Below are 26,059 nucleotides of genomic sequence, written 5' to 3' on the forward strand. Positions count from 1 at the left end.
GAGGGGCTCCTGCCGGACATCTAAAGGGCTGCGGATCGGGCCCAATTCGCGCCGGTCAAGCTGCGGGACAACAGCTTTGCAGACAACGCCCCGCGGACCGGCCAATGCGACTGAAAAGAGGGCTGCAACTCTCCCCAGCGCCCTCCTCTTTGACCGGCACAAACCCAACATCAGCAGTCCCCGTCCTAGCCGGAAGAGGGGGCCCCCCGCCCCGAATAGAACGAGCGCCGCGCCACCCCCAAAATGGGGCGGCGCGGCGCTCGTGATTTAGCCGCCTATTTGACCCGGAAGTTCTTGGGCGCCCAGCGGTAGATGAGCACCAGGGCGGCGGCGGTGTAGAGGATGGTGGCCCCCAGCACGATGAAGGCAAAGCCGGCGGGCTGGCTGTCCAGCTTGAGACAGACAAAGCAGGCGATGTAGACCACCATGTTCAGCAGGGTGTAGAAGGGGTTTTTGATGTCCAGCTCGGCGGTGTAGGGCTGGAACACGTAGTAGAGGAACAGGTGGTGCACCGAGAAAAAGACGGCCAGCATCAGCACGGTGGCGCAGTAGGAGAGGATGTCCAGCGGAGGCCAGTTCAGCCCGGCCGCCAGCCCGAAGGAGAGGACGTAGAGGCAGATGCCCCCGGCGGTGATGAGGTTGAAGCCGCAGAGCCGCCGCAGCCGGATGCGGAAGTTGCGGAGGATGACCTCCTTTTGCCGGTAGAAGCCGTAGCGCAGCAGGCTGATGTCGCAGTTGTAGAACATGGCGCGGCAGGCCTGGTCGCCAATGGAGAGCAGGTACATCAAAAAGACCATCAGCGGCAGGGACTGGGGGAGATACCCCCCCAGGTTGCGGGCGATTTCGGGGAAGAAGAGAAGGCAGCCGAAGGAGAGAATGGCCGCCCCCGCCACCACCGCCAGACGGCGGCAGACCGGCAGGAAGAAGAGCCGCTTGTGTCGGTCGAAGAAGATGGCGTTGAGGTAGTCGTACCCCGTTTTTCGGTCGTATTTGCCGGTCTGCAGGGCGTCGCCTGCAAAGTCCTTGTCCCGCAGCTTGACCGACGCGAACTGGGCCTGGTTCGAGGCCTTTTTGGCGTCCAGCTGCACCTCGCTCAAGGGCAGGGCCTGCCGGGCAAAGGCGGGGTAGTTGCGGTAGCGAAAGAGGCTGTAGGCGGCCAGCGCCCCCAGCCCTAGCAGGGCGGCCCAGAAGAGGGGGGAAGCGACCACCCGCCCCACCGGGGGGATGGCCTGCAAGAAGGGCGGCAGGTAGGCCGCCAGGGGGATGAGGAGGATCAGCACCCACTGGTAGGCCATCTTCTTTTGGGTCAGCAGGCCGAAGCGGTCAAACAGCCAGAGCTGCACCCGCTCCCCGATCAGGTGGGCGGCCACCCACAGGGGGGCCAGCAGCAGTCCCCGCAGGACCCCAAAGCCGATGAGGGCCGAGAAGAGGGCGGTGGCGGGCAGCAGGTAGAGGATGTCCATCAGGTGGGAGAAGAGGCCGTTGACCGGCAGGTATTCCTGCGCGGGCATCCCCATCAACTTGACGCAGGTGTACTTGACGGCGCTGGTGTCCCCGATGGCGGTCTTGATGAGGGCACCCCCCACAAAGCTCATCATCAGCAGAAACCAGAGAAAGGCGTCCACCCGCTGCTGGGGGGTGAGGGTCTCCATCACCACCGCCGCCGGCAGCCAGATGGCCAGACAGACGTAGAGGGCCTTGTAGAGCACCTGGGTGCAGGCCTTGAGCAAAAAGGCCACGGCGCAGACCCCGTCTTTGAGCGAGCCCTCGGCGTAGAGCCGGTCTTTGAAGAGCTTTCCCACCAGGGGCAGGCGCTGGCACCAGTAGATGAGGGTGTTGCCGGTCACCGCCGCCCCGATTTGAAAGCTCTGGCGAAGGGTGTTAATCATGGCCTTCCTCCTTCAAGAGCTCGACCACCCGGTCCTCAAACTCGCGGCTGTGGATGATGGAGGCGTCCACCGGCTCCAACTCGCCCCCGGTGAGGAGAACGATCTCGTCGCAGAGGTCGGTGGCCAGCTGCAGGATGTGGGTGGAGAAGACGATGATGTGCTCGTCTTTCATCTCCCGCAGCAGATTTTTCATCTCCAGCGCCACCACCACGTCGAAGGAGGTGAGGGGCTCGTCCAGCAAGATCACCGGCGGCTTGGCGATGATGAAGCAGAGCATCTGCACCTTGTTCTTCATCCCGTGGGAATAGTTTTTGATGAGGCGGTGCCGGTCCTCCGGGGCAAAGCGGATCAGGTCGAAGTAGTCGTCGATCCCCATGGAGGAGTGGATCTTCTCCCGGTTGATGTCCATAAAGAACTTGACAAACTCGTACCCGGTGAGAAATTCGGGCAGGATGGGGGTGGAGAAGACGTAGCCCACGTCCCCCTCCTGCAGGGGGCGGGCCCCCGCCTCGTCCACCAGCAGCGCCTGGCCGCCGTCCGGCGGGGTCTCCCCCGACAGGCAGTTGAAGAGGGTGGTCTTGCCCGCCCCATTTCGGCCCAGCAGGCCGTAGATCTTCCCCTTTTCAAAGGCGAAGTCGGCCCCCTTGAGGACCTGCTTCTCCCCAAAAGACTTGGTGATTCCCTGCAGTGTCAGCTGTGTCATCTGGTCTCCTCCTCCCCCAACGGGGGAAACACGGGTGTGATTTGGTTATTGTATTGCTGGAATAATACAATGATACATAGCTGTGATTTGTTTGTCAATCCCCTTTCCGGGCAAATCGAGGGGGAAGGAGCACCCCTTTTTCGGGTGGTGGCCGCCGGGCAAAACCGCCCCTACCCGGGCGGGGGGAAAGTCCCCCTTTTGCAGCGGGGAGGGGATGTGGTATACTGGTCGCAGAGCGGCTGCTATACCGGGGATGGCCCGGCAGATGCGCAAGCACCGTTTGCCCCCTGTCCGCGGCCAAAACCCCACTGCGCCCCCGGCGCCAGTGGTACAACAGCCCAAAAAGCGGCGATGATGCGGCCGGTGCGCAGGGCGGATGGGCGCTGTTGGCGCTTTTGCCCCAACGCGCGGGCGATGCCGGTCTGCCCTTGTGGTATCGCAAAAGGGCACCCCCACAGCCACAGGGGAAGTTTGACGAGGGAGAGGAGAGAGCGAGATGGAGCGGACAAACCCCTATCTGTCCCTTTACAAGTGCTGCCGGCTCTGCCCCCGGTGCTGCGGGGTCGACCGGCTGGCAGGGGAGACCGGCTTTTGCGGTGCAGGGGCCACCCCCAAAATCGCCCGGGCCGCCCTCCACTACTGGGAGGAGCCCTGCCTCTCGGGCCAGGCGGGGAGCGGGGCGGTCTTTTTCTCCCACTGCACCCTGCGGTGCGTCTACTGCCAAAACGCCGACATCAGCGCCCGCCAGCAGGGGCAGGAGGTCAGCGAGGAGGAGTTGGCCCAGGTCTTTCTCCACCTGCAAGAGCAGGGGGCCCTCAACATCAACCTGGTCACCCCAGGGCACTACCTGCCCTCCATCCTCTGGGCGCTGGAATTGGCCCGGGCGCAGGGGCTCCGCCTGCCGGTGGTCTACAACACCAGCGGGTACGAGCGGGTGGAGTGCCTGCGCCTGCTGCGGGGGAAGGTGCAGGTCTACCTGCCCGACTGCAAGTACCTCTCGGCCGAGACGGCCCGCCGCTATTCGGGGGTGGAGGACTATTTTGGGGTGGCCGTGGCCGCCCTGGACGAGATGGTGGAGCAGACCGGCCCGCCCCGGCTGGACGAGCGGGGGGTGATGACCGGCGGGGTGATCATCCGCCAGCTGCTGCTGCCCGGCCGGGTGGGGGAGGCCCAGCGGCTGACGGCAACCCTGCACGCGCGCTACGGCGACCGGGTCTACCTGAGTTTGATGAACCAGTACACCCCCATCCTCCCCCAGGTGGCGCCTTGGCCGGAACTCTGCCGCACCGTCACCCCCGACGAGTACGACCAGTGGGTGGACCATGCGGTGGACTGCGGGGTGGAAAAGGGCTTTGTGCAGGAGGGGGACACGGCGGAGGAGAGCTTCATCCCCCCCTTTGACGGCAGCGGCCTGCCCGCCTTTTTGCGGCGGGGGTGAGAGCCGCGCCGGTCTGTCAAGTTTCTCTTGTGAACGGGGGAAAAAACTGCTATACTGGCCTTGCTTAAGCAGAGTAGGGGACCGCGCGTTAAGTGCCGCTCGAACGGGGAGTTGTCGGGCGGACGAAAAGGCGACTTGCGGTGCGGTCCCCGCATCCCGCTGCTGCACGGTGAAGGGGGGACGGGCCGGTCCCGCCCCCGCAATACGTTTCCCGGTCCCGGCTGCTCTCTCCGCCCGTTGGGGGGATGGCCGGGCCGGGGGCACTCCTTTACGCGATGTGGCAATACCGGCTTGTACGGGGCGGCGCGCTTTGGCGCACCGCCCCTTTCTGCTGTCAAGAAAGGAGTGTGTGTCCCATGCAGGAGACAACCAAGACCAAAAACCGATTTCGGCTGGCAGCGAGGGAGTTTCGGACCCTGTCCAGCCTGGCAGGGGCGTCGATGATGACCGCCCTCAACGTGGTGCTCAGCTTTTTCACCCTTCGTCTCTCCGAGCTGCTCAAGGTGGGCTTCAGCTTTCTGGCGGTGGCGGCCACCGGCTTCCTCTACGGCCCGCTGCTGGGGGCGGCCGCCGGGGGAGTTGGCGACATCATCAAATACCTCATCCACCCCGACGGGCCCTACTTCATCGGCTTCACCTTCAACGCCTGCCTCTCCGGCTTTCTCTACGGCCTCTACCTCTACAAAAAGCCGGTGAAACTCTGGCGGGCGGTCTGCGCCAAACTCACCGTCTCCCTGGTCATCAACCTGGTGCTCAACCCCCTGTTTCTCTCCATCCTCTACGGCAAGGCCTTTGTCCTCATCTCCACCGTGCGGCTGACCAAACAGCTGGTGATGTTCCCGGTGGACACCGCCCTGCTCTACGGGATGTTGCGGCTGCTGGAACGGGTGCGGGTGAGGCAGACGGGGGGGCCCCTCTCCCGGTAGCACAGTTGAAGCGGTTGCGTGCCCCGGTACCTCAAAACCCAAAATCGAATATGCACTCTCTAACGATCTGGGGGTATAGCCCACCCGAGAAAGCGCTTGAATCGCATTTGGGAGGGCAGCGGGCCGATCCCGCTGCTCTCCATCAGAGGAAATCCTTGAAAACACTGTATTTTCAAGGATTTTCTTTTTTGTGTGCCGTTCTAGCTTTGGTGCGCAGACGTTGCACTCAACGCAGACATACCCTCATATTTTAGAGTATTGTCCAATTTACATAGTTGGTCTTTGTGTGGTCTGCTGTTCTCTGCCTTGTTTTCTGTATGCAATTCAGCCGCCTGCGCTTATTCCGAATGAGCTATACCCTCCTCGCCCCATTTGGCGCGCCAGACGCCGCAGTAGCTTTTTTGCTTCGCTTCAAGCTCGTCGGAAGTTTTCTTCTACGGCACCCAGTTATCCGGTGCGGGCTGTTCAGCCTGTTTTGGGCTTTCCGCGCCGCCGCGAGATTAATCACCGTTGTGGAGGGATCGGGGACTTCCTCCATGCCAGGGATCGTGCCCTGTTCCATTACAGAGAGAGCAGGGGAGCGCCGGGGATATCCGATGAGGGGGCCTCGGGAACGATAGGCTTCTCCGGGCCTATGTTCCTTTTTCATCTGCCATTCGCTAATCTCCCTTTTTGTGGCATAAAAAAGAATAACTTTTGCTGGCTGGGGGCTTGTGACCTCCTCTCAATATGTAATTATATGAAAACGTCGCCCATAGTCTTACTTGGGCGGCGTTTAGCAACACTATATTACTGTAAATTCGCTGACTATTGTGAAAAACCAATGCTTCCTGCTTTTGTCAATCGTCCCGCTGACTCGCACTTCGTTGTCGTCTCGATAAGCGTTACAAGCTAATGTGTGATTATCGGAAGAAAGATGTAGGATTATAGAGCGCATCTGACCATCAACTTTTGCCAAAAGGCGCACTGTGTTTTCCACTTCATCTCCATCATTTGCCATGTTTTTCGACAGCATTTTTATTGTTCCTTCAAGGGTTACATCTTCAATCAATGTGCAATCTTTGTACCGCTTGGATATTTCATCTATAAAAGCAAAATGGATATTATCCAATATGCAGATTTGGGGTGGTACAACCTTTTGAGTGATAGCCTCTGCGTAATAAATTGATGTTTCAACTATAATATCTTCCGAACTTTCTGGTTTCAATTTTGAAAGAGCATCACACATATTCGCAGTTATACCATTTTCATATGCATCTTCAATCAAGTCTCCGACTTTAACTTGCCTTTTGGCAACACGGTCAATTTGGGTAATGGCGGTTCCAATACGTTTAATGATTTTATGTTCAGGCGGCTCAGCCAGGGGAGAGGCAGCTTCCATAAGGTATAGCTGTTCGTTTTCTTCATCGGCAACTTGCACATCAATATTGATGATAAAGCTGCCAATTTGCGTTTGCCCAAATTGAAAACGTTCAAGAGAACGCTTAGCGCTATTGTATGTTCGTGCACAAACAGGCTTTGCATTTTCCTCTGCACACGCAGCATACAGGACTAAATCTTTTAAGCCCTCCAAGCAGTGAGCAGCATAGTCGAGCGGGATTTTCCCCTTTTTACTTTCTTCGGTGATAATACGAAATTGCAATCGGTCTGTATAAGCACTTTTAAGCGCTTCAATAATTTCTTGCTCTGTTTTCTGATTGATAATTGATAAGGTCTGAATCAGGTCATATACTCGAGAATAAAAATCGGTAGCTTTTTCACTTGCAGGAACAGCAATTGTAAACTCTGGGTCAAGCCTGTTCTTAAAAGCCCATATTCTGGGATTTTTGAATGTATCATCTCTATCCCACCCAGTAAACAAGAGATATTTCTCTATGGATGCGGAGGTTATGCCACTAAGATTCTTCAACAGATAAGAATTCATAGTTTTTCGCCTCCTTTCACCTTTTCCATGAGGTCAACTAAGGCGGCTGATGAGAATATTTGACAATCAGGTATAGATATTCTCTTTGTTGCCCGATTAATGGTTGGTTCCTGACCCTCTAAAGAGCACCACCATGCGCACTTTTTTAAAACAAGCTGATCTGCGGAAACATCTAACCACTCATCACTATTTTCCGGAAATACAAGTAGGATTAGAATGTTTGGCAACATTGAACTTTCGGAAATCAAATCATTATAGTTTTTGCTTTCGAGATCGTATACTACTTTTCCATCTTGAAAAGACACATTGCAGGAACTTTTGAGCTGAAAGTTTATCCCGAAACAGCTTTCACAATAACGCCCACCACGATTGATAACATCCTTTATAGTGCCATCAATTCCATAGTCAAATTCGGACTTACCAAAATTGAATCCTGCCTTAGCGATTACAGCACGGACATATGCTTGGCTTAGTGCTTCTTTTTGATGTTGAATAGTTATGGGCATATGTCTCACACTCCCGTCAACAGGCTATTTATAGAATAATAATAGCTCACCAACGACTCCTTTGCAACAAATTGTTTAAAATGATTGGAAATCAATGGGACACAGATATTCGCGTGCACGCCCAAACAATTCATGGAAAGGTTACTCAAAGAAGTTTTGAAAGCAGTGCATCCTATATTCTCAAGTTAAAGTGATAAGTTTTCCTGCGCGTTAAAAATACTCTCTCAGGCCCCTTAAAAGGGGACGTTACATACTTGTATTGAGAGCGCACTTGAATGGCGTTTGGGAGATCAGCGGACCGATTCCACTTATCTCTACCAAAACAACCCTGAAATCTTGTGATTTCAGGGCTGTTTTTTTTATATTGACTGTCCTTTGGGCAAGGGCTTCCCGCAGCTTATCTGTGTTGCTCTCTCCTGCGGACTTGACAGTGCCATAAGAGGGGGGAAGGCCTGCGCCTTCCCCCCTTTTTATCGCTTACCCCAGCACCTGCAGCGGACCCTGGGCCCAGTTGCCTGCCAGGTCGCGCACCTTCAGGGTGTAGCGCCCCGGCGGCAGGGAAAAGCGGACGACACCCTCGCCCTCCGCGTGGGGCTGGGGGGCGTAGACCTCCCCCGTGGGCGCGCAGGCGACGGCGGACGCCCAGTCCACCCCCGAGCCGCTGTCTTGCAGGGCAATCAGGGTGTCGCTCCCCTCCCGCTCGACCCGGAGGAGGGCGGGGGCCTCGGTGTCCAGGGCGTCCACCGCCACCGAGGTAGTGGACAGGCGGCTGCCGGCCGCCGCCTCCACCCGGTAGGTGCCGTTTTGCCGGGCGGTGGCCAGGTAGAGGCCGTCCCCCTGGGGGGCAAAGTCCACCGCCCCTCCCTGGGCGTCGATCAGCCGCACCTGGTCGGCGGTTCGCCCGCCCAGCCGCACAGCGATGGTGGCGGTGTTGGCCGGGTCGCTCACCTGGGCCTCTGCCGACTGGATGGCGGGGGGCAGGGCCTGCCAGACGGCGACGGTGAGGGCGCCCACCCCCAAAACAGCGGCCGCCGCGGCCCAGCGAGGCACCCGGCGGGCCGGTTGGGGGGCGCGGCTCGCCACCCGCACGGCCACCCCCAGGGGCAAAACGGTGAGCAGTCCGCCGCCCAGAGCGGCGCGGAGAGCGCCCCGCGCCTCCCGCAGCAGCCGCTGCACGGTGCTCTGGGAACAGCCCATCTCCCGGGCGGTCTCCGCCAGCTTTTTGCCCTGGTAATAGCGCAGCTGCACCGCCTGGCGCTGGCGGTCAGGCAGGCTGTCCAGGGCGGCCCGCAGCCGCTGCTGCCGGTCGCTGCGGTCGGCCTGGGCCTCGGGGCCGTTCTCCTCCGGCTCGGCCAGGGTCAGCAGGGCCTGCTCCCCCTCGGCGGGGCGTTTCTCCCGCCGCAGCACCGCCAGGCAGGCGTAGTAGGTGGTCTTGTTGAGGTAGGCCACCACCGCCTTGCCCGAGTGGATGTTCCCCATCGACCGGAAAAAGGCGAGATAGCTCTCCTGCACCGCTTCGCCGGCCAACTCCGGGTCCTTTAAAATCCCCAAAGCCCGGCTCTTTTGCAGGGGGGCGGTGGCGTCGTAGAGGGCGCGAAATGCCGCCTCGTCCCCCTGGCGGGCCGCTTCCAGCCACTGGGCAAGCTGCCCGTGCGTTGCCTTTTTCACCTGCTATTTCCCCCTTTTTCGACAAGTCGGTTTTCCCCATTGTAACAAATAAATTTTTCTTTTCAAGTTGTGACCACTTTTCCCCCAACCGTTTCTCTTAGAAAAAAGAAGGGGAAAACAGGCCGTCCGTTAAGCCCCGGTGCGGGCCGGGGGGAGGGGCGGCGGTGCCCCCGAATGCGCGACAGAAAAATAATGGAAAAAGGGGAGAGCAGACAATGAAAAAGCAAAAACGGAGGGGACTGCCCACGCGGCTTGCGGCACTGGGATTGGCGGCAGCCCTCTGCCTGGGGATGCCCCCTGTTTCGGCCCTGGCCGAGGGGGAGGGGGATCCTTCCGACGAGGACAGCTCCACGGAGTTTGTGGGGAGCTTTGATTTGCAGACAATTTTCAAGGGCAATCCGATTGAAATGAATAAAAATAATCTTGTGTTTAGCGATCCATCCCGACCGGGAATGCAATGGGTGACACCTGAATGGGGTACTAACTATTGGGACAACTCCGGAACGGTGAATAGCATCAATCAAGTTTCTATGAATGCTGACTGGGAATTCTCCACTGACTTTGAATTAGTACAAGATGCAGCGAAAATTTGTTATGTCAGGTATTTTTTGGCGGGAAAAAATGGCGGTGTTGCGGTGGATTCCGGGAGGATGGGTGATAATGATTTGGCAATAAAAATACAACATTATAATTCCTCATCTGTGGTGGACAAAATATTTAGTCAACAAAAACTTTCTGCAAACCATATGAAGGGCACCCATACATATACGTTATCTTACAGTGCAAAAAACAAACAGTTGACGGCTGTCTATGGTGACAAAACAGTTTCGACAACAGTCACTGCATGCAATTATCTTAACGTCGATAAGATGACAATAAGCATCCAAGGCTTAACCCATTGGCTGAAAAGCGGAACAACCCCTAAGGGAACAATCAAAGCTCATTTTAACAGTGCCCGTTACACCCACTACACCCCTCAGTTCGTGAGCACCGAGCTGCTGGACGAAGACGGGAACACCATGACCGACGAGGAGAAGCTGGCCCTGCAGGACGGGGACGTGGTCACCGTCCGCGCCACGGTGAAGAACACCCACCCCGACGCGGGGAAGGAAATCGTCTACGACCACCTGACCCTGGTGCCAGAGGACGACGAAAAGGTCAAAAAGTACCCCACCGCCGGGCTGGACATCCTCACGGGAGCCGAGCAGACGGTGACGGTGGACGGCAAGGCGGTGACAAACGCCTCCGGCCAGCCCTACGACGTGTCGGGGGAGGGCATCCCCTTCGGCTGCACGGCGGCGGGGAACGTCATCACCTACAAGGCAAAAATCAACAACCCCGACGGCAAGTCCGTCACGGTGGGCCAGCGGATGAGCGACGACTTCTTCGGCTCCAAGCAGTACTCGGGGGCCGAGCTGATCCCCGCCCAGCCATTGGTCCCGGCCGACCCGGAGAAGCCGGCGGGGGAGGCGGGGAAGGACTATCACTACACCCGCACCAGCCCCAACGAGAACGGGTGGAACAACTCGGACGTGGCCATCACCTTCTACCCCGGGGACTTCAACCAGTTCTACATCAAGGATCCGGAGGAGGGGACGGTACACGCCACCCTCACCAGTGAGAAGGAACCCCTGCTCTATACCGACGAGACCGAGACGCCGGTGGCGTTGCAGGCAGAAAACAGCGAGAGCGGGGCCAAGTCGGTGCGAAACGACGACGTCATCAAGGTGGACAAGGTACCGCCGACCCTGACGGCAGCCAGCCCGGCCCCCGCGCTGTTTGGGTTCCGGCGGGCGGCCGCCCCGGCTTCGGCGGTGACCCTGGCGGACAACCTCTCCGGCATCTGGAAGTTGGAGCGGTACGACACTGCCTCCAAGGAGTGGGTGGCGGCCGAGACCTTCGACCTGCCCACCGAGGGGGCGGAGAAGGGCAACGGCAAGGCCAGCGAGAGCGCCACCATCAACCAAAACGGGCTCTACCGGGCGGTGGACGCGGCGGGGAATGTGGGGGAGGCCACGCCGGTCTCCTTCAACGCCCCGCCCAGTGTCACCCCGACCGACCCGGAGGCCCCGGCGCTGGAGCCGGAGGAGGAGACCGACGGGGGCGGCCTGCGCCACGCCGCGGCCAGCGACAGCATGAGCGAGTACATCGACAAGACGGCCCCCCTCTACGGCGGGCGGTTCACCCTGGAGGACGCGGCGGAGCTGATGGCCCAGAGATACGGCTTTGCCTCCAACGTGGAGCGGGACGACAGCTTGAACTACACCTATGCCATCACCCAGAAGGGGGTGGACGTGAGCGGCCAGGGGGTGGACACCACCCAGGCGGGCAGCTTTGTGGTGGTTTGCACCGCCACCGACGCGGACGGGAACACCACCACCCTCTACCTGACCGACACCCTCATCGACCCGGACGCGCCGCCGCTGGTGGAGCGGCAGGAGGAGGGGACCCCGCCGGTGGGCCCGCCCTTTGACCCCCTGAAGCCGGTGCCCCAGCCGGTGATCAAGGAGGATACGGAGACCGGGCGCTACCACGCCTATGTCTACGAGCAGATCGCCGAGGGGGTCAGGGAGCCCGGGGTCTACGGCGGCAGCCTGACGGGAGAGGTGGCCCAGCAGATCTTTGCCGGGCGGTACGGGTTTGTGAGCCAGCAGGGGGACGGGGAGCTGCACCTCTCGCCCATCTGTGTGACCCAGGACGGCAAGGACGTGAGCGCGGCGGGGTACGACACCGCCAAGCCGGGGAGCTGCGTCATCAGCCAGACGGCCACCGACAGCCGGGGGAACAAGACCACCGTCTACCTGACCTATACCTTTTTGCCGGTGGGGAGCCCGCCCTGGGTGGCCTACGACCCCAGCGACCCGACGGTGGAGCCGGGGAGCGAGCTGGAGGAGCCGGAAATCGTGGAGGACTGGATCAATGGAACCAAGTACGCCACGGTGACGGACCGGCTGGCACAGACCATCACCGATCCGCCGCTGTCGGACGGCTGGCTGGACGGGGAGGAGCTGCGGGCCTTTCTGCGGAGCCGGTACCAGTTCACCTCCGCCCAGCCGGACGGGATGCTAAAAGAGGTGCGCTTTGCCGTGAGCCGGGACGGGAAGGCGGTGGAGGGCATCGACACCACCCAGCCGGGGGAATACCTGATCGCCTACACCCTGGAAGACTCCGCTGGAAACCGCACCTCCCTTTTCCTGCAATATCAGCTAAAACCCGGCGCGGCCGGCGGCCTCGCCCCCGACGGCAATTCGTCGGGCGGCGCCACCCCCTACACCGGGATGGACGGCGGCAGCGGCCGCGGGGCGGACGGGCACTGCCCCATCCACTGGCTGGCCCTGCTGGGGGCCCTCTGCACCCTGCTCTACTGGCTGGGGCGCAAGACCTTCCTCGGCCGGGGGAGACACGGCCTCACCCTCTGGGACGCGGCGCTGCTGGCCCTGGCGGGCGGCTGCGCCGTCTCCCTGGCCTTCCTCGCCCGCTGCGGGCTGGATGTGCCCGCCCTCCTCTGCTGGGGCGGGGTGATCTTCATGGCCCTGTGGAACCTCTCCGCCGAGAAAAAGGAAGAGGAGAGAGAGGGGGAAGCCCTCTGATTTCTCCGCTCGGGCCAACCGCTGTCAACGGGTAAAAGACCCCTTCAATATCCTTTTCAAAGAGGTCGCTGCCAAAAAGCAGCGGCCTTTTTGGCGCAATAAGGGCCGGCCGCGCCCCCGCTCTTTCCCATCGCCACGGCATGCCTCTCGGCGAGGATGGTGGCTAAGCGCCCCTGCCCGGCCATCGCCCAGTGGCCGGTCCCAGTCTGCGCCACCTGGGCGGGAACCCGACCTCTCGCCCCTGTCCCCGCCGCCGAAAGGGACATCCCCCTCTACAATCGCCTCCTCCGGCTCCAGCGCCGGGGCCTGGAGGGATGACGCTGGGCAAGGTGAAAGTGTTGGCGGAGAGCGGCGCGGGCTTCCCCGCACGCCTCACCGCCTCCACGGAGGGAGAGGGGAGTCTTTCGGCCCAAAAGAGGAGCGCCGCCGGGCAACCTGTCACAGGCTGCCCGGCGGCGCTTTTGGGCTCTTTGCCTCATGCGCCCTCCCCTTCCGCACAGGGGCAGACCCCCGCCCATGCCGTCTGCCCCCAGAGGGCCAAGCACCCCTCATCCCCCCCTTTCCAAAAAGGCCGCTGCCAGAGGGCAGCGGCCTTTTTGGGGGCACGGGGAAAACTGACTCGCCGCCCCCCTCATACCTCCCGCTCCCGGGAAAAGACCTCCACAAACCCCTGTGCCGGGGGGGAGAGGGGGCGGTTTTTGGCCCAGACGGCGGCGATTTGGGTGGTGAGGGCCGGATCGTCGATTTCCCGGCAGCTCACCTGCAATCCCTGCATGATTTTAAGGGCCGAGCGGGGCACCAGGGCGACCCCCAGCCCCGCCCCCACCCACATGAGGGTGGTGCGGGCGTCGTCGTTTTTGCAGAGGACGGTGGGGGCAAAGCCCGCCGCTGCGCACTGGCGGGCGATCAGATCCTCAAACCGGCGGTAGAGGATGAGGGACCGCCCCTTTAAATAGGTGAGAGGGAGCGCCCCCTCCCCCGGCCAGGGGTGAGCGGGCCCGGCCACCGCCACCATGGGCTCGGGGGACAGGTAGCTGCAGTGAAACCCCTCGGCCTGAAAGGGGGTGCGGGCCACCGCCACCTCGATGATGCCGGCGCGCAGCAGTTCCAGCAGCTGGTAGGTGTTTCCCTCGTGGAGGGAGAAGTCCACGTCGGGGTAGAGAGCGTGAAATTCGCGGATGCGGCTGGAGAGCAGGGCGCTGCCCGAGGAGGAGACGGTGCCCAGCCGCAGGGTGCCCCGCTTGCCCACCGCCAGGTCGGAGAGCTCCTTGCGGGCCACCCGCGCCATCTCCAAGATGTTGGCGGCCCGGGGGTAAAACAGCTCGCCCGCGGGGGTGAGGGTCACCTTGCGCGCCCCCCTTTCAAAGAGGGTGAGGGAGAGCTCCTCCTCCAGCAGCTTGAGCTGGTGGCTCAAGGGGGGCTGGGTCATGTGCAGCCGCCGGGCGGCGGCGGAGATGGTGCCCTCCTCCGCCACGGCGACAAAGGCGGCTAGCTGTTTTAGCTCCAACGAAACGACCTCCTCATCCCCCGCCTTTCCGGCGGGGCAAACTATACGGAATTTGAATGGAAAATATACAAATAAAATCCTTTTCATATAGCTGCGCATTTGTTATTATAATAACAGTTTGCCGGGGATTTGCAACAAACGGCCCGGCAAAACCCGAAAAAAGTGGGGGAAAACATCTTGCTGAAATTGGTTCGCTATCTAAAGGAATTTCGGAAACAGGTCATCATCGGCCCGCTCTTCAAGCTGACCGAGGCCATCTTCGAGCTGATCGTGCCGCTGCTGATGGCCAAGATCATCGACGACGGGGTGGCCCGGGGCGACCTGCCCTACGTGCTCAAGACCGGCGCGGTGATCGTGCTGCTGGGGCTGGTGGGGCTGGGCTGCGCCCTCATCTGCCAGTACTCGGCCGCCCGGGCCTCCCAGGGGGTGGGCACCCGGCTGCGCCACGACCTCTTTGCCCATGTGGGCACCCTGTCCCACGCCGAGATCGACAAGCTGGGCACCTCGACCCTCATCAACCGCATCATCAGCGACGTCAACCAGTTGCAGGTGGCGGTGGCAATGCTCATCCGCCTGGTGATCCGCGCCCCCTTCCTGGTCATCGGCTCCACCGTCATGGCCATCTGGCTGGACTGGAAGCTGTCGCTCATCTTCCTGGTGGCGGGGCCCCTGGTGGCCCTGGTCCTCTACCAGGTGATGAAGCGGACCATCCCCTTTTACCGCACCATCCAGAAAAAGCTGGACCGCATCGGCCTCATCACCCGCGAGAATTTGGAGGGCGCCCGGGTCATCAAGGCCTTCTCCAAGCAGGAGCACGAGAACCAGCGCTTCTACGCGGCCAGCGACGATCTGGCCCAGTCCTCGGTGCGGGTGGGGAAGGTGTCCGCCCTCTTGAACCCCCTCACCTCCATCATCGTCAACTTCGCCATCATCGCCATCCTCTGGTTCGGCGGCTTCCGGGTGGACAGCGGCGCCCTGACCCAGGGGCAGATCATCGCCCTGGTCAACTACATGACCCAGATCCTGCTGGCCCTGGTGGTGGTGGCCAACCTGGTGGTCATCTTCACCAAGGCCTCGGCCTCGGCCAGCCGGGTCAACGAGATTTTCGAGACCGAGCCCTCCATCCTCCCCGGCGGGGAGGAGAGCGGCCTCTCGGGGACCGCCAAGGTGGCCTTTAAAGGGGTGTCCTTTGCTTACAGCACCGGTGAAAACGCCCTGGAGGGAGTTGACCTGACGGTGCAGCCGGGGCAGACGGTGGGGATCATCGGCGGCACCGGGGCGGGCAAGTCCACCCTGGTCAACCTGATCCCCCGCTTCTACGACGCCACCGCCGGGCGGGTGCTCATCGACGGGGTGGACGTGCGGGCCTACGACACCGCCGCCCTCCGCAAAAAAATCGGCATCGTCCCCCAGAAATCGGTCCTCTTCACCGGCACGGTGCGGGAAAACCTGCGCTGGGGAAAGCCCGACGCCAGCGACGAGGAGATCGCCCGGGCGCTGAACATTGCCCAGGCGGCCGAATTTGTGGCAAAGCTGCCCCAGGGGTATGACACCCCCATCTTGCAGGGGGGCAAAAACCTCTCGGGCGGGCAGCGGCAGCGGCTGGCCATCGCCCGCGCCCTGGTGGGGCGGCCGGACATCCTGATTTTGGACGACTCCTCCTCGGCCCTGGACTACCGCACCGACGCGGCCCTGCGCGCCGCCCTGGGGGCCCAGGCGGGGGAGAGCACCGTCTTTGTGGTCTCCCAGCGGGCCAGCGCCATCCGCCATGCCGACGTGATCGCGGTCCTCGACGACGGCCGCCTGGCCGGGGTGGGGAGCCACGAACAGCTGTTGGAGAGCTGCCCGGTCTACCGGGAGATCTGTCTCTCCCAGCTCAGCGAAGAGGAGGTGAGCCGCTGATGGCGAAAATCAGGCAGGAGGACCGCACCCCGGTGCTGGGGCGGATCCTCAAATATCTAAAACCCTATTGGTGGCTGCTGACCCTGGCCCTTCTCTGCGCGGTGGCCACCGTCACCTGCACCCTCACCGGCCCGGTGCTGGTGGGGCGGACGGTGGACATGATCGTCGGCCCCGGGCAGGTGGATTTCACCGGCATCCTGGGGATGGCCGGCTGGCTGGCCGGGGTCTACGCCCTGGGGGCCCTGACCCAGTGGCTGATGACCTACTGCACCAACAAAATCACCTACCACACCGTCAAGGACATTCGAGTGCAGGCCTTTTCCAAGCTCTCCACCGTCCCCCTGCGCTACATCGACGGCCACTCCCACGGCGATCTCATCACCCGGGTGGTGTCGGACATCGACGTGATCTCCGACGGGATGCTCCAGGGCTTTTCCCAGCTCTTCACCGGGGTCATCACCATCCTCGGCACCCTGGCGTTCATGCTCTCCATCAATGTGAAGATCGCCTTGGTGGTGGTGCTCATCACCCCCCTCTCCCTCTTTGTGGCCAGCTTTATCGCCAAGCGCTCCCACAACATGTTCCGGGAGCAGTCGGCGGTGCGGGGCGAGATGGGCGGCTACGTGGAGGAGATGCTGGGCAACCAGAAGATCGTCAAGGCCTTTGGCCGGGAGGCCGCCTCGCAGGAGCGATTTGACGAGATCAACAGCCGCCTCTACGACTGCGGGGTGAAGGCGCAGTTCTACTCCTCCCTCACCAACCCCTGCACCCGGTTTGTCAACGGGGTGGTCTACGCCGGGGTGGGGATCATCGGCGCGGTGGCGGCCATCAACGGGGCCATCACCGTGGGCCAGATCAGCAGCTTTTTGGCCTACGCCAACCAGTACACCAAGCCCTTCAACGAGATTTCCGGGGTGGTGACCGAGTTGCAGTCGGCCCTCGCCTCGGCCCGCCGGGTCTTTGCGGTGCTCGACGAGCCCAGCGAGTCCCCCGACGCGCTGGAGGCCGCCCGCCCCGCATCCTGCGAGGGCCGGGTGGCGGTGGAGGGGGTCTCCTTTGCCTACGAGGCGAAAAAGCCCCTGATCGAGGACTTCAACTTGCAGGTGGAGCCGGGCCAGCGGGTGGCCATCGTCGGCCCCACCGGCTGCGGCAAGACCACCCTCATCAACCTGCTCATGCGCTTTTACGACGTGGACAAGGGCGCCATCTCGGTGGACGGCAAGGACATCCGCGACTACGCCCGGGGCTCCCTGCGGGCCTGCTACGGGATGGTGCTGCAGGACACCTGGCTCTTCACCGGCACGGTGCGGGAAAACATCGCCTACGCCCGCCCCGATGCCAGCGAGGAAGAGGTGATCGCGGCGGCCAAAGCGGCCCACGCCCACAGCTTCATCAAGCGGCTGCCCCAGGGGTATGACACCGTCATCTCCGAGGAGGGGGGGAGCATCTCCCAGGGGCAAAAGCAGCTGCTCTGCATCGCCCGGGTGATGCTGACCTCGCCCCCGATGCTGATTTTGGACGAGGCCACCTCCAACATCGACACCCGCACCGAGATCCGCATCCAAAAGGCCTTTGACGAGATGATGCGGGGGAAGACCAGCTTCATCGTGGCCCACCGGCTCTCCACCATCAAAGAGGCCGACCGCATCCTGGTGATGCGCGACGGCAGGATCGTGGAGCAGGGCAACCACCAGTCCCTGCTGGAGAGGGGCGGCTTTTACGCCGAACTCTACAACAGCCAGTTTGCCGGGGCAGAGGAGTAGACCGAACAGACCGCCCGTGGGGGCGCAGCCGAACAGGGGCTGCGCCCCCTTTTGCCGCCCTGGAAAAAATCGACCCTTGCCCGGGGAGGGGGGCGGGTGTTACACTGGCCCAAAAGGGGTTGTCCAACCAGGTCAAGCGCCGCGGGGCGCGCTCTGGTATCCTGTGAGAGGGGGGAAGAGAGATGGAGCTGACCGAACAGACCGCCGCTGTCCAGCGGATGCAGGACTACATCCGCCGCTGGGCGGGGAGCGACGAGTTTTCCCTGGAGGGGATGTATGCCGCCGCCGGCTATTCCCGCCGGCACGCCGACCGCCTCTTCAAGGAGCTGCTGGGGCAGACCCCGCGGGAGTACCTGCAGGCCGTGTTGCTGACCCAGGGGGCCGCCCGGCTGCGGGACACCCGGGATCCGGTGCTCGACATCGCCCTGGACAGCCGGTTTGCCAGCCACGAGGGGTTTACCCGGGCCTTTGAGAGCCGCTTTTCGGTCGCCCCGTCGCGCTACCGGCGCTCGCCGTCCCCCATCCCCCTGTTCGTACAGTACCCGATCAGGGACTATCAGGCCCTGATCCGCCGCAAGGAGGAATGCCAGATGAGCGAAGAAATCAAGATGTGTACCGTCACCGTCCAGGAGAGACCCCGCAGAAAGCTGCTCTACCTCTGCTCCAAAAAGGGGAAGGACTACCTCTCCTTTTGCGAGGAGATGGGCTGCGAGTGGGAGGGGCTGCTGAACAGCATCCCCCAGAAGATGGACACCGCCGCCCTGTTGGAGCTGCCGCCCCAGCTGGTGAAGGAGGGCTGCTCCAACATCGCCGCCGGGGTGGAACTGCCCCTGGACTACTGCGGCGAGGTGCCGGAGGGGTATGCGCTGGCCCAGCTGCCGGCCGGGGCCCTTTTCTACTTCCAGAGCGAGCCCTACGACCGGGAGGAGGACTTCTGCCTGGCCATCGAGTCGGTGCAGCGGGCGGTGGAGCGCTATCGCCCCGAGTCCTTCGGCTACCGCTTTGCCCCGGAGAGCGGCCCGTCCTTCAACTTCGGCGCCGAGCAGGAGACCGGCGCTCGGGTGGCGGTGCCGGCGGTAAAACTGTAAAACGCGCATCCAAAAAGGGGAGCGGCGCTGGATTTTTCCAGCGCCGCTCCCCTTTTGCAGCCGGTGAAACATCAGCCCCGTATCTCCGGCGAGAGGAGGGCAGAGAGGCTCTCCTCCTCCCCGCAGAGGGTGAGGGTGTCCCCCTCTTTGACCAGGGTCCCGCCGCTGGGGACCACCGTCTCCCCGGCGCGGAGGATCTCCACGATCAGCACCCCTTCGGGGAGGGGGAGATCGGCCACAAAGCGGGGTGCGCCCTGTAACAGTGCCCCCGCCGGCAGCTGCACCAGGCGGGCGGCGCCGGTCTCCTGGTAGTCGGTAAAGGTCTCCAGCACCGTGCCGTCGGGGTCCACCAGATCCAGCTTTTTGGCGGCCCAGGGGATCAGCGCCCCCTGCACCGTCACCGAGGAGAGGGCCACCACGAAGATGATGTGAAAGATGTCCCGCTCCAGCCCCGGGGCCCCGGCCGCCACCACCAGGGAGAAGACGATGGCCGCCGCCCCCCGCAGCCCGGCGACGCAGAGGAGGAGCTTCTGCCGCCAGGGCATGCGAAAGGGGGCCAGCAGCAGAAAGACCGCCGCCGGCCGGGCGACGAGGGCCAGAAAGAGAGAGATGGCCAACCCGGCGGGGAGGACCCGCGGCAGCCCGTTGGGGAAGGAGAGCAGCCCCAAGGTGAAGAAGATGGCGATTTGCAGCAGGGAGGTCGTCCCGTCGAAGAAGTGGACCAGGGGCCGCTTGTGGGGGATGGGGGCGTTGCCCAGCAGGATGCCGGAAATGTAGACGGCCAGGTAGCCGTTGCCCCCCAGAAGGCCGGTGAGGGCGTAGATGAGCAGGGCCAGCGCCAGGGTGAAGATGGGCTGCCAGCCCTCGCTCTCAAAGTGCAGCCGCTTCATGAGAAAGACCGCCGCCGCCCCCAGGGCGAACCCGCAGAGGACCCCGCCCCCCACCTGTGCCAAGAAGAGCCCGACGAGGGACCCCTCGCCCCCCTTGAGGGAGAGGATGGCCACCGTGAGGATGTAGGCGAAGGGGTCGTTGCTGCCGCTCTCCACCTCCAACAGGGGGGCCAGCCCCCCCTTGAGATTCAACTTGTGGGAGCGCAGGACCGAAAAAACCGAGGTGGCGTCGGTGGAGCCCACCACCGAGCCCATGAGCATCCCCTCCCACCAGCTCATCCCCAGGGCCAGGTGGCAGAAGAGGCCGGTGAGGGCGGAGGTGAGAAAGACCCCGGCGCTGGAGAGGAGGATGGCCCGCCCCGCCACCGGGCGGGCGGTCTTCCAGTTGGTGCCGAAGCCTCCGTAGAAGAGGATGGGCACCAGGGCGAGGGAGCAGAGCTGTTCGGCCATGGCGGCGTCGGCAAAGGGGATGCCCAGGACCCCGTCTGAGCCGAAGAGCATCCCGATGAGGGAGAAGAGGGCCAGGGCGGGGATGCCCAGCCGGTGGGACAGCTTGGTGCAGAGGGCACAGAGGGCGATGGCCAGGGCCAGCGCCGCCAGCAAGAGGGCGTTTGTCGTCATGGCAGACCTCCTTTACAAAAGGGGTGGATGGGCGAGATACAAAGAAGGCGGGGCCCCCGGAAGGGGCCTCGTCTTGTTCTTCTGTCTCCAGTATACTGGGAAAAGATGGAGAAATCAACCAAATAGAGCTGGTTATTTTCTGGAAAAAAGGGAACAAAAGAGGGCCGCGCAGGCGGCTTCTGCCCTCTGCGCGGCCCCCGGTGGGCGGCTATTTGGTTGGGCGCTCGGGAGGGATGCGCTCCCACAGGGCGACCGTCACCCGGTCCCCCGGCTGTTTGCTGATGGCGGCGCGGATCTCCTTTCGCAGCCCCAAAATGTGCCCGGGCGTGCCCATGCGCACCAGACTCCCCTGGTAGGGGTAGCCGTCAAAGGTGGCGTGCACCGGCACCCGCAGCCTGCCGAAGGCCGCCTTTACATCAAAGGGGATCTCCACATAGGCGCCGTCGAGCCCCTCCACCTTTTGGATGACCGCCTCAAAGCGGTAGACGGGTGGTTTCATCGCTCTCGCCTCCTCCCCCAAAGGGTGCCCCGGAGCGGGCGCGCCCAATCAGAGGGGCAGGTCCCGCCGGGAGAAGACCCAGACGCCCAGCCCGTAGAGGAGGGCGCCCAGCGCCGCCAGCACCGGCAGCCCCCAGAGGGCCGAGGATTCGCCTGCGATGAGGCCGGCGGGGTCAAAGAGGGTGAAGAGGTTGGCGTACTTGAGATTTTCCAGCTTGCCGCCCATGTTGGAGAGCATCTGCATCAGCAAAAAGAGGACCGGGATGCCCGCCCCCAGGAGGGAGGCGGTCCGCCCCTCGTTGCAGAGGCAGGAGGCAAAAAAGCAGATGCCGCTGACGGCGAAGTGGAGGAGGAGGAGCCCGGCGTTGAGGAGGAGAAAGGCGCTCACGTCCAGCTCGCCGGGGAAGAAGAGGTGGGCGCAGAGGACGCCCAGGCCGGTGCAGTAGCCGATGAGCAGGGCGGTGCCGGTGAGGAGGACCGAGGCCTGGGTCAGGGCCACCTGGGTGCGGGAGGAGGGGGCGGCCAGCAGGTAGGCCATGGAGCCCCGCTCCACCTGGCGGGCCACCAGCCGATTGGCGGTGATGGCCTCGTACACCAGGGGAAAGGCGAGCAGCAGCATGCCGTAGAGATAGGTGGAGAGGAAGCTGACCAGGGTGGTGCCGGGATTTTGCATCCCCACCATGGCCATCAGCTGGGGCATGGAGTCGGAGAGCTGTTGGAGGATGTTCCCCATCTCGGGGTCGAACATGGTGGTGATCATGGAGATGTAGAGGGAGAGCACCGCGGCGAAGATGACCAGCAGCTTCCAACTGGAGCGGTGCCCCTCCCGAAACAGTGACAGGCGCATTACTTTCCCTCCCCGTAGTAGTGGAGGAAGAGCTCCTCCAGCGTCAGGCGGACCTCTTCCAGCCCGGTCACCGGGTGGCGGGCCAGGGCGGCGGTAAAGGGCCCGAAGGGACCGGCCACCTCCACCGTCACCCGCCGTCCCCGGGTGCCCTTGACCCCGGGCGCGTCGGCGGCAAAGGCGGCGGCCTCCCCCTCGCTTTCAAAGGAGACCACGTAGGTGCGTCGGCGGTCGGCCTTGAGCCGGTCGACCCCCTCCACCGCGGCCAGCTTTCCCTGGCGGAGGATGCCCACCCGGTCGCAGGTGCGCTCCACCTCTTCAAACATGTGGGAGGAGAGGAGGATGGTCTTGCCCCGGGCCTTCTCCTCCAGCACCAGTTCGATGAAGCGGTTTTGCATCAGCGGGTCGAGGCCGCTGGTGGGCTCGTCGAGCACCAGCACCGCCGGGTCGTGCATGAAGGCGCAGACGATGCCGACTTTCTGCTTCATCCCCTTGGACATCCGGCGGATGCGCCCCCGGGGGTCGAGCTCGAAGCGCGCCATCAGCGCCTCGGCGCGGGAGAAGTCGGACACCCCCCGGTAGCGGGCGAGGAAGCGGAGAAATTCCAGCCCGGTCATCTCGTCGGGGAGGGCGATCTCCCCGGGGATGTAGCCCAGGTCCTTTTGGATCTTGGGGGACTGGGTGAGACAGTCCAGTCCGCCGATGCGGCAGGAGCCGGACTGGGGCCGGCTAAAGCCCATCAGGTGGCGGATGGTGGTGGTCTTCCCGGCGCCGTTGGGCCCCAAAAAGCCAAAGGCCTCGCCCTGTGCCACCGAGAAGGTGAGGTCGAAGACCCCCCGCCCCCGGCCGTAGTCCTTGGTCAGCCTGTCGATTTCAATGGTGTTCATCTCACTGCTCCTTCTGCCGCGGCTCCAGCCACTCGGGCTTGTAGAAGTGGCGGCGCATCAAATCCAGGGCCCGCAGGTACTCTCTAGTAAGTGCTTCCAAATCGCCCGCGCGAAGCTCGCCGTGCAGCTTGGAAAAGCCCTCTGCGCTCCAGAGCACCAGATCCAAAACCAGCTTGGGGTCCACGTCGTCGCGGAAGCGGCTCCAGTCGGTCTGGGCGAGGATCTGCCCGGCGCTCTGGTCGATGAGGGGGTCCCACACGGTCCCCAGGGCCCGCAGGACGGTCTCGTCCTTCTCCACCCGGGACTGAAAGAAGAAGGCGAAGAGGGCCGGATGCTCCCCCATCAGGACCAGCTTTTCCAGCGCCGCCCTCTCCAGCAGCTTAAAAAAGTCGCGCTCCTGGGCGATGGCGGGGGCGCGCAGCCGCTCGCTCACCAGGTCCAGGGCGTACCGGTAGAGGTAGAGATAGAGCCCCAGCTTGTTTTCAAAATAGTGAAAGAGGAGCCCCTTGGAGATGCCCGCCCGGGCGGCGATGTCGTCGGTGACGCAGTGGCGGTAGTCGCCCTGGGAAAAGACCTCCATGGCGGCGTTGACGATCTGCATCTGCCGGCTTTTTGGCAGGGCAAAAAATCTGGGATGCAAGCGGCGTCCCCCTTTCTCGCGCGGCGTCGGTCGGCCGGCTTGGCTCCCATTATAGCACGTTGACCGGATGGGACAACCCCCCCTGTCAAATTTGAAATAGGGGGGCCTTTTGACAAAAAAAGCCCGCGCCGGGCGGAGGGCCGCGGCGCGGGCGAGAGAGAGGGGAGGAGGCCGAGAGGCTATTTGTCGAACTCGGGGTTCATGGCGTAGAAGTTGCGGCAGTCCAGGTTGTCCTGCACCACCCGCAGCGCGTCGCCAAAGCGCTGGAAGTGGACCACCTCGCGCTCCCGCAGGAATTTCAGCGGGGCGATGACGTCGGGGTCGTCCACCAGGCGCAGCAGGTTGTCGTAGGTGGTGCGGGCCTTCTGCTCGGCGGCCAGGTCCTCGAAGAGGTCGGTGAGGGCGTCGCCCTTGGACTGCAGCACCGCCGTGGTGAAGGGGAACCCGGCGGCCGCCTGGGGGTAGACGCCGGTGGTGTGGTCCACAAAGTAGGCGTCAAAGCCCGCCTCCTTGATCTCCTCCATGGAGAGGCAGCGGGTCAGCTGGTGGACGATGGAGCCGATCATCTCGGCGTGGGCCAGCTCCTCTGTCCCCACATCGGTGAGGATGCCCTTGCACTCTTTGTAGGGCATGGAGTAGCGCTGGTTGAGGTAGCGCATGCTGGCGGCCAGCTCGCCGTCAGGGCCGCCCAACTGGGTGATGATGACCTTGGCCATCGCCGGGTTGGGCGTTTTGATCTGCACAGGGAATTGCAGTTTTTTCTCATAAGTCCACATCGGTCAGTCCTCCAAATCCCAGGGCCACGGGTCATCGATCCAGCGCCAGCTGGAAAACTGGTTGCCGGCAGTGGTGAGCGGGCCGAATGCTTGCTCGTAGGCGTCTACCGCCTTTTTGCGCAGGGCCTGCTGGTCGCCGTAGAGGCGCAGCGCGGCGCTGTCGCGGGGATGGGTGTCCAGGTAGAGGGCGCATTCCTGGATGGCGAAGTCGCTCTCCCGAATGACCTTCATCAGCTTTTCTTTTTCTCTATTCATCGCGATGGCACCCCTTTCCGGAAAACGGCTTGTCGAGGGCGCCAAAGAGGGTGCCGCGGCAGAGCGCAGTGGAGGGGGTGTACAGCTTGGAGAAGGATTGGTCGGGAACATAGCCCATCGCGGGCTGCTGGGGGCATCTGCCGCCGGTTTCGCCGGTGCAGCCCCCGCCGCAGTCGCCGCCGCAAGAGCCGCAGCCCTTGGCGTGGAGATCGTTTTGGTACATTGCAGTTGTCTCCTTGTCTGTTGAGAGTAGAGGGCGGCTCTCCGCCGTCCCGTTTCACACTATGGCGTTTGCCCGGCCGCCGTTCCGCCCCGCCCAGTCCCCGCCAAAATGCGGCTGCCCTTTTTTCGGGGAATGGCTGCGAAAGGCGAGAAAATGGTGTATAATGAAAAGCCATGGCGGGCAAAAATGCACGCCGTGGTTTTGAACAGATACAAAAGAGGGGAGAAGTGTAAAATGACTCTCATTTCGGCCAATGCCCCCCTGCCGCTGCAGGGGACCTACAACACCCGCGATCTGGGCGGCTACCCGGCGGGCCCGGGCGCTGTTTGCACCGGGCGCTTTCTGCGCAGCGACCAGCCCGCCGGGCTGGGGGAGGGGGACCTGGAGGCGCTGTACCGGTACGGGGTGCGCCTCTCCATCGACCTGCGCTCGGGGGAGGAGTGCCGGCGCGCCCCCAGCAGCCTGCGGGGGTACCGGGACATCCGCTGTGAGGAGGTGCCGCTGCTGGACAACCTCCAATCCAGCCTGGCGGCGGGGGAGACCGCCGGGATGCCCGACTCCATGGGGGCACTCTACGTCTCGCTGCTGCGGGACAGCCAGCCCTCCCTCGCCCGGGCCCTCTCGCTGATGGCCGGCTGCCGCGAGGGCTGCGTCCTCTACCACTGCACCGCCGGGAAGGACCGCACCGGTGTCCTCTCCATGCTCCTGCTCTCCCTGGCGGGGGTGGAGGAGGCGGTCATCGTCGCCGATTACGCCGCCAGCGAGGCCAACATGGCCCCCTTCTTCGCGAAGCAGCGGGCCGCGCTGGAGAAGTTGGCCCCCGGCGGCATTCCGGAGGGGGCCTTCTCCTCCGCCCCGGAAAATATGGAGATGGCCCTGGCGGAACTGCGCCGCCAGGGGGGAGCCGAGGAGTACCTGCGGACCATCGGCCTGACCGGCGGCGAGATCGGCGCCCTGCGGGCGCGGCTGCTGGCAGACTAGGGGCGGCCCGGCCGCCCGAGAAGAAGAGAAGAGGAGTTGTTGCAAGATGGCTATTGAAGCAGTGCGGGCCTACCTGAGCGCCCTGGGGCGGGAGGGGGAGATCTTGGAGTTCCCGGTTTCCAGCGCCACGGTGGAGCTGGCGGCCAAGGCGGTGGGCACCATTCCGGCGCGGATCGCCAAGACCCTGTCCTTTGTCTGGGGGGAGAGCGCCCTCCTCATCGTCACGGCGGGGGACGCCAAGGTGGACAACCGCCGCTTTAAGGACACCTTTGGCTGCAAGGCCAAGATGCTTGCCCCCGACGCGGTGGAGGAGCTGACCGGCCACGCGGTGGGCGGGGTCTGTCCCTTTGCCCTGGCGCGGGAGGACATCCTGGTCTGCCTGGACGAGTCCCTGCGGCGCTTCGAGACGGTCTTTCCCGCCTGCGGCAGCAGCAATTCGGCCATCGAACTGGGGTGTGACGACCTCTTTTCGCTGGCCAAAGCGGAAAAGTGGGTAGACGTCTGCAAGGGATGGCGGCCCGAAGAGGGCTGACGGAGACG

At 63.0% G+C, this 26,059-nt stretch carries 22 protein-coding genes and 1 riboswitch; of the genes, 8 read left to right on the plus strand and 14 right to left on the minus strand.

What is annotated here, in order from left to right:
- Positions 1 to 275: 275 nt before the first annotated feature.
- Together BN3266_RS09525 and BN3266_RS09530 are read right to left on the minus strand one after the other, a co-directional pair.
- Positions 276 to 1,889, minus strand: a complete 1,614-nt coding sequence (locus tag BN3266_RS09525) for a hypothetical protein (protein WP_059004968.1) — start codon at positions 1,887 to 1,889, stop codon at positions 276 to 278.
- The gene (locus tag BN3266_RS09530; RefSeq protein ID WP_021658901.1) at positions 1,882 to 2,592 is read right to left on the minus strand and encodes an ABC transporter ATP-binding protein; all 711 of its coding nucleotides are present in this window, start codon (positions 2,590 to 2,592) and stop codon (positions 1,882 to 1,884) included. The genes BN3266_RS09525 and BN3266_RS09530 overlap by 8 nt, the downstream gene beginning before the upstream one ends.
- Positions 2,593 to 3,088: 496 nt before the next feature.
- Between BN3266_RS09530 and BN3266_RS09535 the strand changes: the two genes are divergently transcribed.
- The gene (locus BN3266_RS09535; RefSeq protein WP_059004969.1) at positions 3,089 to 4,030 is read left to right on the plus strand and encodes a radical SAM protein; all 942 of its coding nucleotides are present in this window, start codon (positions 3,089 to 3,091) and stop codon (positions 4,028 to 4,030) included.
- A gap of 67 nt (positions 4,031 to 4,097) precedes the next feature.
- A riboswitch (THF riboswitch) is annotated at positions 4,098 to 4,194 on the plus strand.
- Positions 4,195 to 4,386: 192 nt separating this feature from the next.
- Positions 4,387 to 4,956 (plus strand): folate family ECF transporter S component, encoded by a 570-nt coding sequence (locus tag BN3266_RS09540; protein WP_059004970.1) that lies wholly within the window; start codon positions 4,387 to 4,389, stop codon positions 4,954 to 4,956.
- 784 nt (positions 4,957 to 5,740) lie between these two features.
- On the opposite strand, the gene BN3266_RS13930 is transcribed toward BN3266_RS09540, so the two are convergent.
- The 3 genes from BN3266_RS13930 to BN3266_RS09550 all read right to left on the minus strand — a co-directional run bounded on the left by BN3266_RS13930 (position 5,741) and on the right by BN3266_RS09550 (position 9,054).
- Positions 5,741 to 6,880 (minus strand): hypothetical protein, encoded by a 1,140-nt coding sequence (locus tag BN3266_RS13930; RefSeq protein WP_075109735.1) that lies wholly within the window; start codon positions 6,878 to 6,880, stop codon positions 5,741 to 5,743.
- Entirely contained in the window at positions 6,877 to 7,386 is a 510-nt protein-coding gene (locus BN3266_RS13300) for a DUF4365 domain-containing protein (protein WP_082671777.1), read from the minus strand. The genes BN3266_RS13930 and BN3266_RS13300 overlap by 4 nt, the downstream gene beginning before the upstream one ends.
- 477 nt (positions 7,387 to 7,863) lie before the next feature.
- Positions 7,864 to 9,054, minus strand: coding sequence for an RNA polymerase sigma factor (locus BN3266_RS09550; protein ID WP_059004972.1), 1,191 nt, complete (start codon positions 9,052 to 9,054; stop codon positions 7,864 to 7,866).
- A gap of 983 nt (positions 9,055 to 10,037) precedes the next feature.
- Here BN3266_RS09550 and BN3266_RS09555 point away from each other — a divergent pair.
- Positions 10,038 to 12,644: a hypothetical protein gene (locus BN3266_RS09555; RefSeq protein WP_059004973.1), complete on the plus strand. Its 2,607-nt coding sequence runs from the start codon at positions 10,038 to 10,040 to the stop codon at positions 12,642 to 12,644.
- Positions 12,645 to 13,275: 631 nt separating this feature from the next.
- Here the strand turns inward: BN3266_RS09555 and BN3266_RS09565 are convergent.
- Positions 13,276 to 14,151 carry a LysR family transcriptional regulator gene (locus BN3266_RS09565; protein WP_059004975.1) on the minus strand — a complete coding sequence of 292 codons (876 nt, stop codon included), beginning with the start codon at positions 14,149 to 14,151 and terminating at the stop codon, positions 13,276 to 13,278.
- A gap of 177 nt (positions 14,152 to 14,328) precedes the next feature.
- Between BN3266_RS09565 and BN3266_RS09570 the strand changes: the two genes are divergently transcribed.
- From BN3266_RS09570 to BN3266_RS09580, 3 genes are all read left to right on the plus strand, one after another.
- Complete coding sequence (locus BN3266_RS09570; RefSeq protein WP_059005570.1) at positions 14,329 to 16,053, plus strand: ABC transporter ATP-binding protein; 1,725 nt, start codon at positions 14,329 to 14,331, stop codon at positions 16,051 to 16,053.
- Positions 16,053 to 17,816 carry an ABC transporter ATP-binding protein gene (locus tag BN3266_RS09575; RefSeq protein ID WP_059004976.1) on the plus strand — a complete coding sequence of 588 codons (1,764 nt, stop codon included), beginning with the start codon at positions 16,053 to 16,055 and terminating at the stop codon, positions 17,814 to 17,816. The genes BN3266_RS09570 and BN3266_RS09575 overlap by 1 nt, the downstream gene beginning before the upstream one ends.
- 182 nt (positions 17,817 to 17,998) lie before the next feature.
- Positions 17,999 to 18,904: a helix-turn-helix domain-containing protein gene (locus BN3266_RS09580; RefSeq protein WP_059004977.1), complete on the plus strand. Its 906-nt coding sequence runs from the start codon at positions 17,999 to 18,001 to the stop codon at positions 18,902 to 18,904.
- A 71-nt stretch (positions 18,905 to 18,975) separates the two neighbouring features.
- Here the strand turns inward: BN3266_RS09580 and BN3266_RS09585 are convergent, their stop codons facing one another.
- From BN3266_RS09585 to BN3266_RS09620, 8 genes are all read right to left on the minus strand, one after another.
- Positions 18,976 to 20,415, minus strand: a complete 1,440-nt coding sequence (locus BN3266_RS09585) for a potassium/proton antiporter (protein ID WP_059004978.1) — start codon at positions 20,413 to 20,415, stop codon at positions 18,976 to 18,978.
- A gap of 208 nt (positions 20,416 to 20,623) precedes the next feature.
- Positions 20,624 to 20,914, minus strand: a complete 291-nt coding sequence (locus BN3266_RS09590; protein WP_059004979.1) for a DUF1905 domain-containing protein — start codon at positions 20,912 to 20,914, stop codon at positions 20,624 to 20,626.
- 48 nt (positions 20,915 to 20,962) lie between these two features.
- On the minus strand, positions 20,963 to 21,760 hold the full coding sequence (locus BN3266_RS09595) for an ABC transporter permease subunit (RefSeq protein WP_059004980.1): 798 nt from the start codon (positions 21,758 to 21,760) through the stop codon (positions 20,963 to 20,965).
- Positions 21,760 to 22,644: an ABC transporter ATP-binding protein gene (locus tag BN3266_RS09600; RefSeq protein ID WP_059004981.1), complete on the minus strand. Its 885-nt coding sequence runs from the start codon at positions 22,642 to 22,644 to the stop codon at positions 21,760 to 21,762. The genes BN3266_RS09595 and BN3266_RS09600 overlap by 1 nt, the downstream gene beginning before the upstream one ends.
- A 1-nt stretch (position 22,645) precedes the next feature.
- On the minus strand, positions 22,646 to 23,284 hold the full coding sequence (locus tag BN3266_RS09605; RefSeq protein ID WP_059004982.1) for a TetR/AcrR family transcriptional regulator: 639 nt from the start codon (positions 23,282 to 23,284) through the stop codon (positions 22,646 to 22,648).
- A 179-nt stretch (positions 23,285 to 23,463) separates the two neighbouring features.
- Positions 23,464 to 24,060, minus strand: coding sequence for a manganese catalase family protein (locus tag BN3266_RS09610; RefSeq protein WP_021658919.1), 597 nt, complete (start codon positions 24,058 to 24,060; stop codon positions 23,464 to 23,466).
- A gap of 3 nt (positions 24,061 to 24,063) precedes the next feature.
- Positions 24,064 to 24,315 carry a spore coat protein CotJB gene (locus BN3266_RS09615; protein ID WP_021658920.1) on the minus strand — a complete coding sequence of 84 codons (252 nt, stop codon included), beginning with the start codon at positions 24,313 to 24,315 and terminating at the stop codon, positions 24,064 to 24,066.
- Entirely contained in the window at positions 24,308 to 24,538 is a 231-nt protein-coding gene (locus tag BN3266_RS09620; protein WP_059004983.1) for a spore coat associated protein CotJA, read from the minus strand. Before BN3266_RS09620 ends, BN3266_RS09615 begins: the two co-directional genes overlap by 8 nt.
- Before the next feature lie 234 nt (positions 24,539 to 24,772).
- On the opposite strand from BN3266_RS09620, the gene BN3266_RS09625 reads away from it, so the two are divergent.
- Positions 24,773 to 25,519, plus strand: coding sequence for a tyrosine-protein phosphatase (locus tag BN3266_RS09625; RefSeq protein WP_059004984.1), 747 nt, complete (start codon positions 24,773 to 24,775; stop codon positions 25,517 to 25,519).
- Positions 25,520 to 25,565: 46 nt separating this feature from the next.
- Entirely contained in the window at positions 25,566 to 26,051 is a 486-nt protein-coding gene (locus BN3266_RS09630) for a YbaK/EbsC family protein (protein WP_059004985.1), read from the plus strand.
- Positions 26,052 to 26,059 lie beyond the last annotated feature (8 nt).

The organism is Bittarella massiliensis (ex Durand et al. 2017) (genome assembly GCF_001486165.1).
Classification (GTDB): Bacteria; Bacillota; Clostridia; order Oscillospirales; family Ruminococcaceae; genus Bittarella; species Bittarella massiliensis.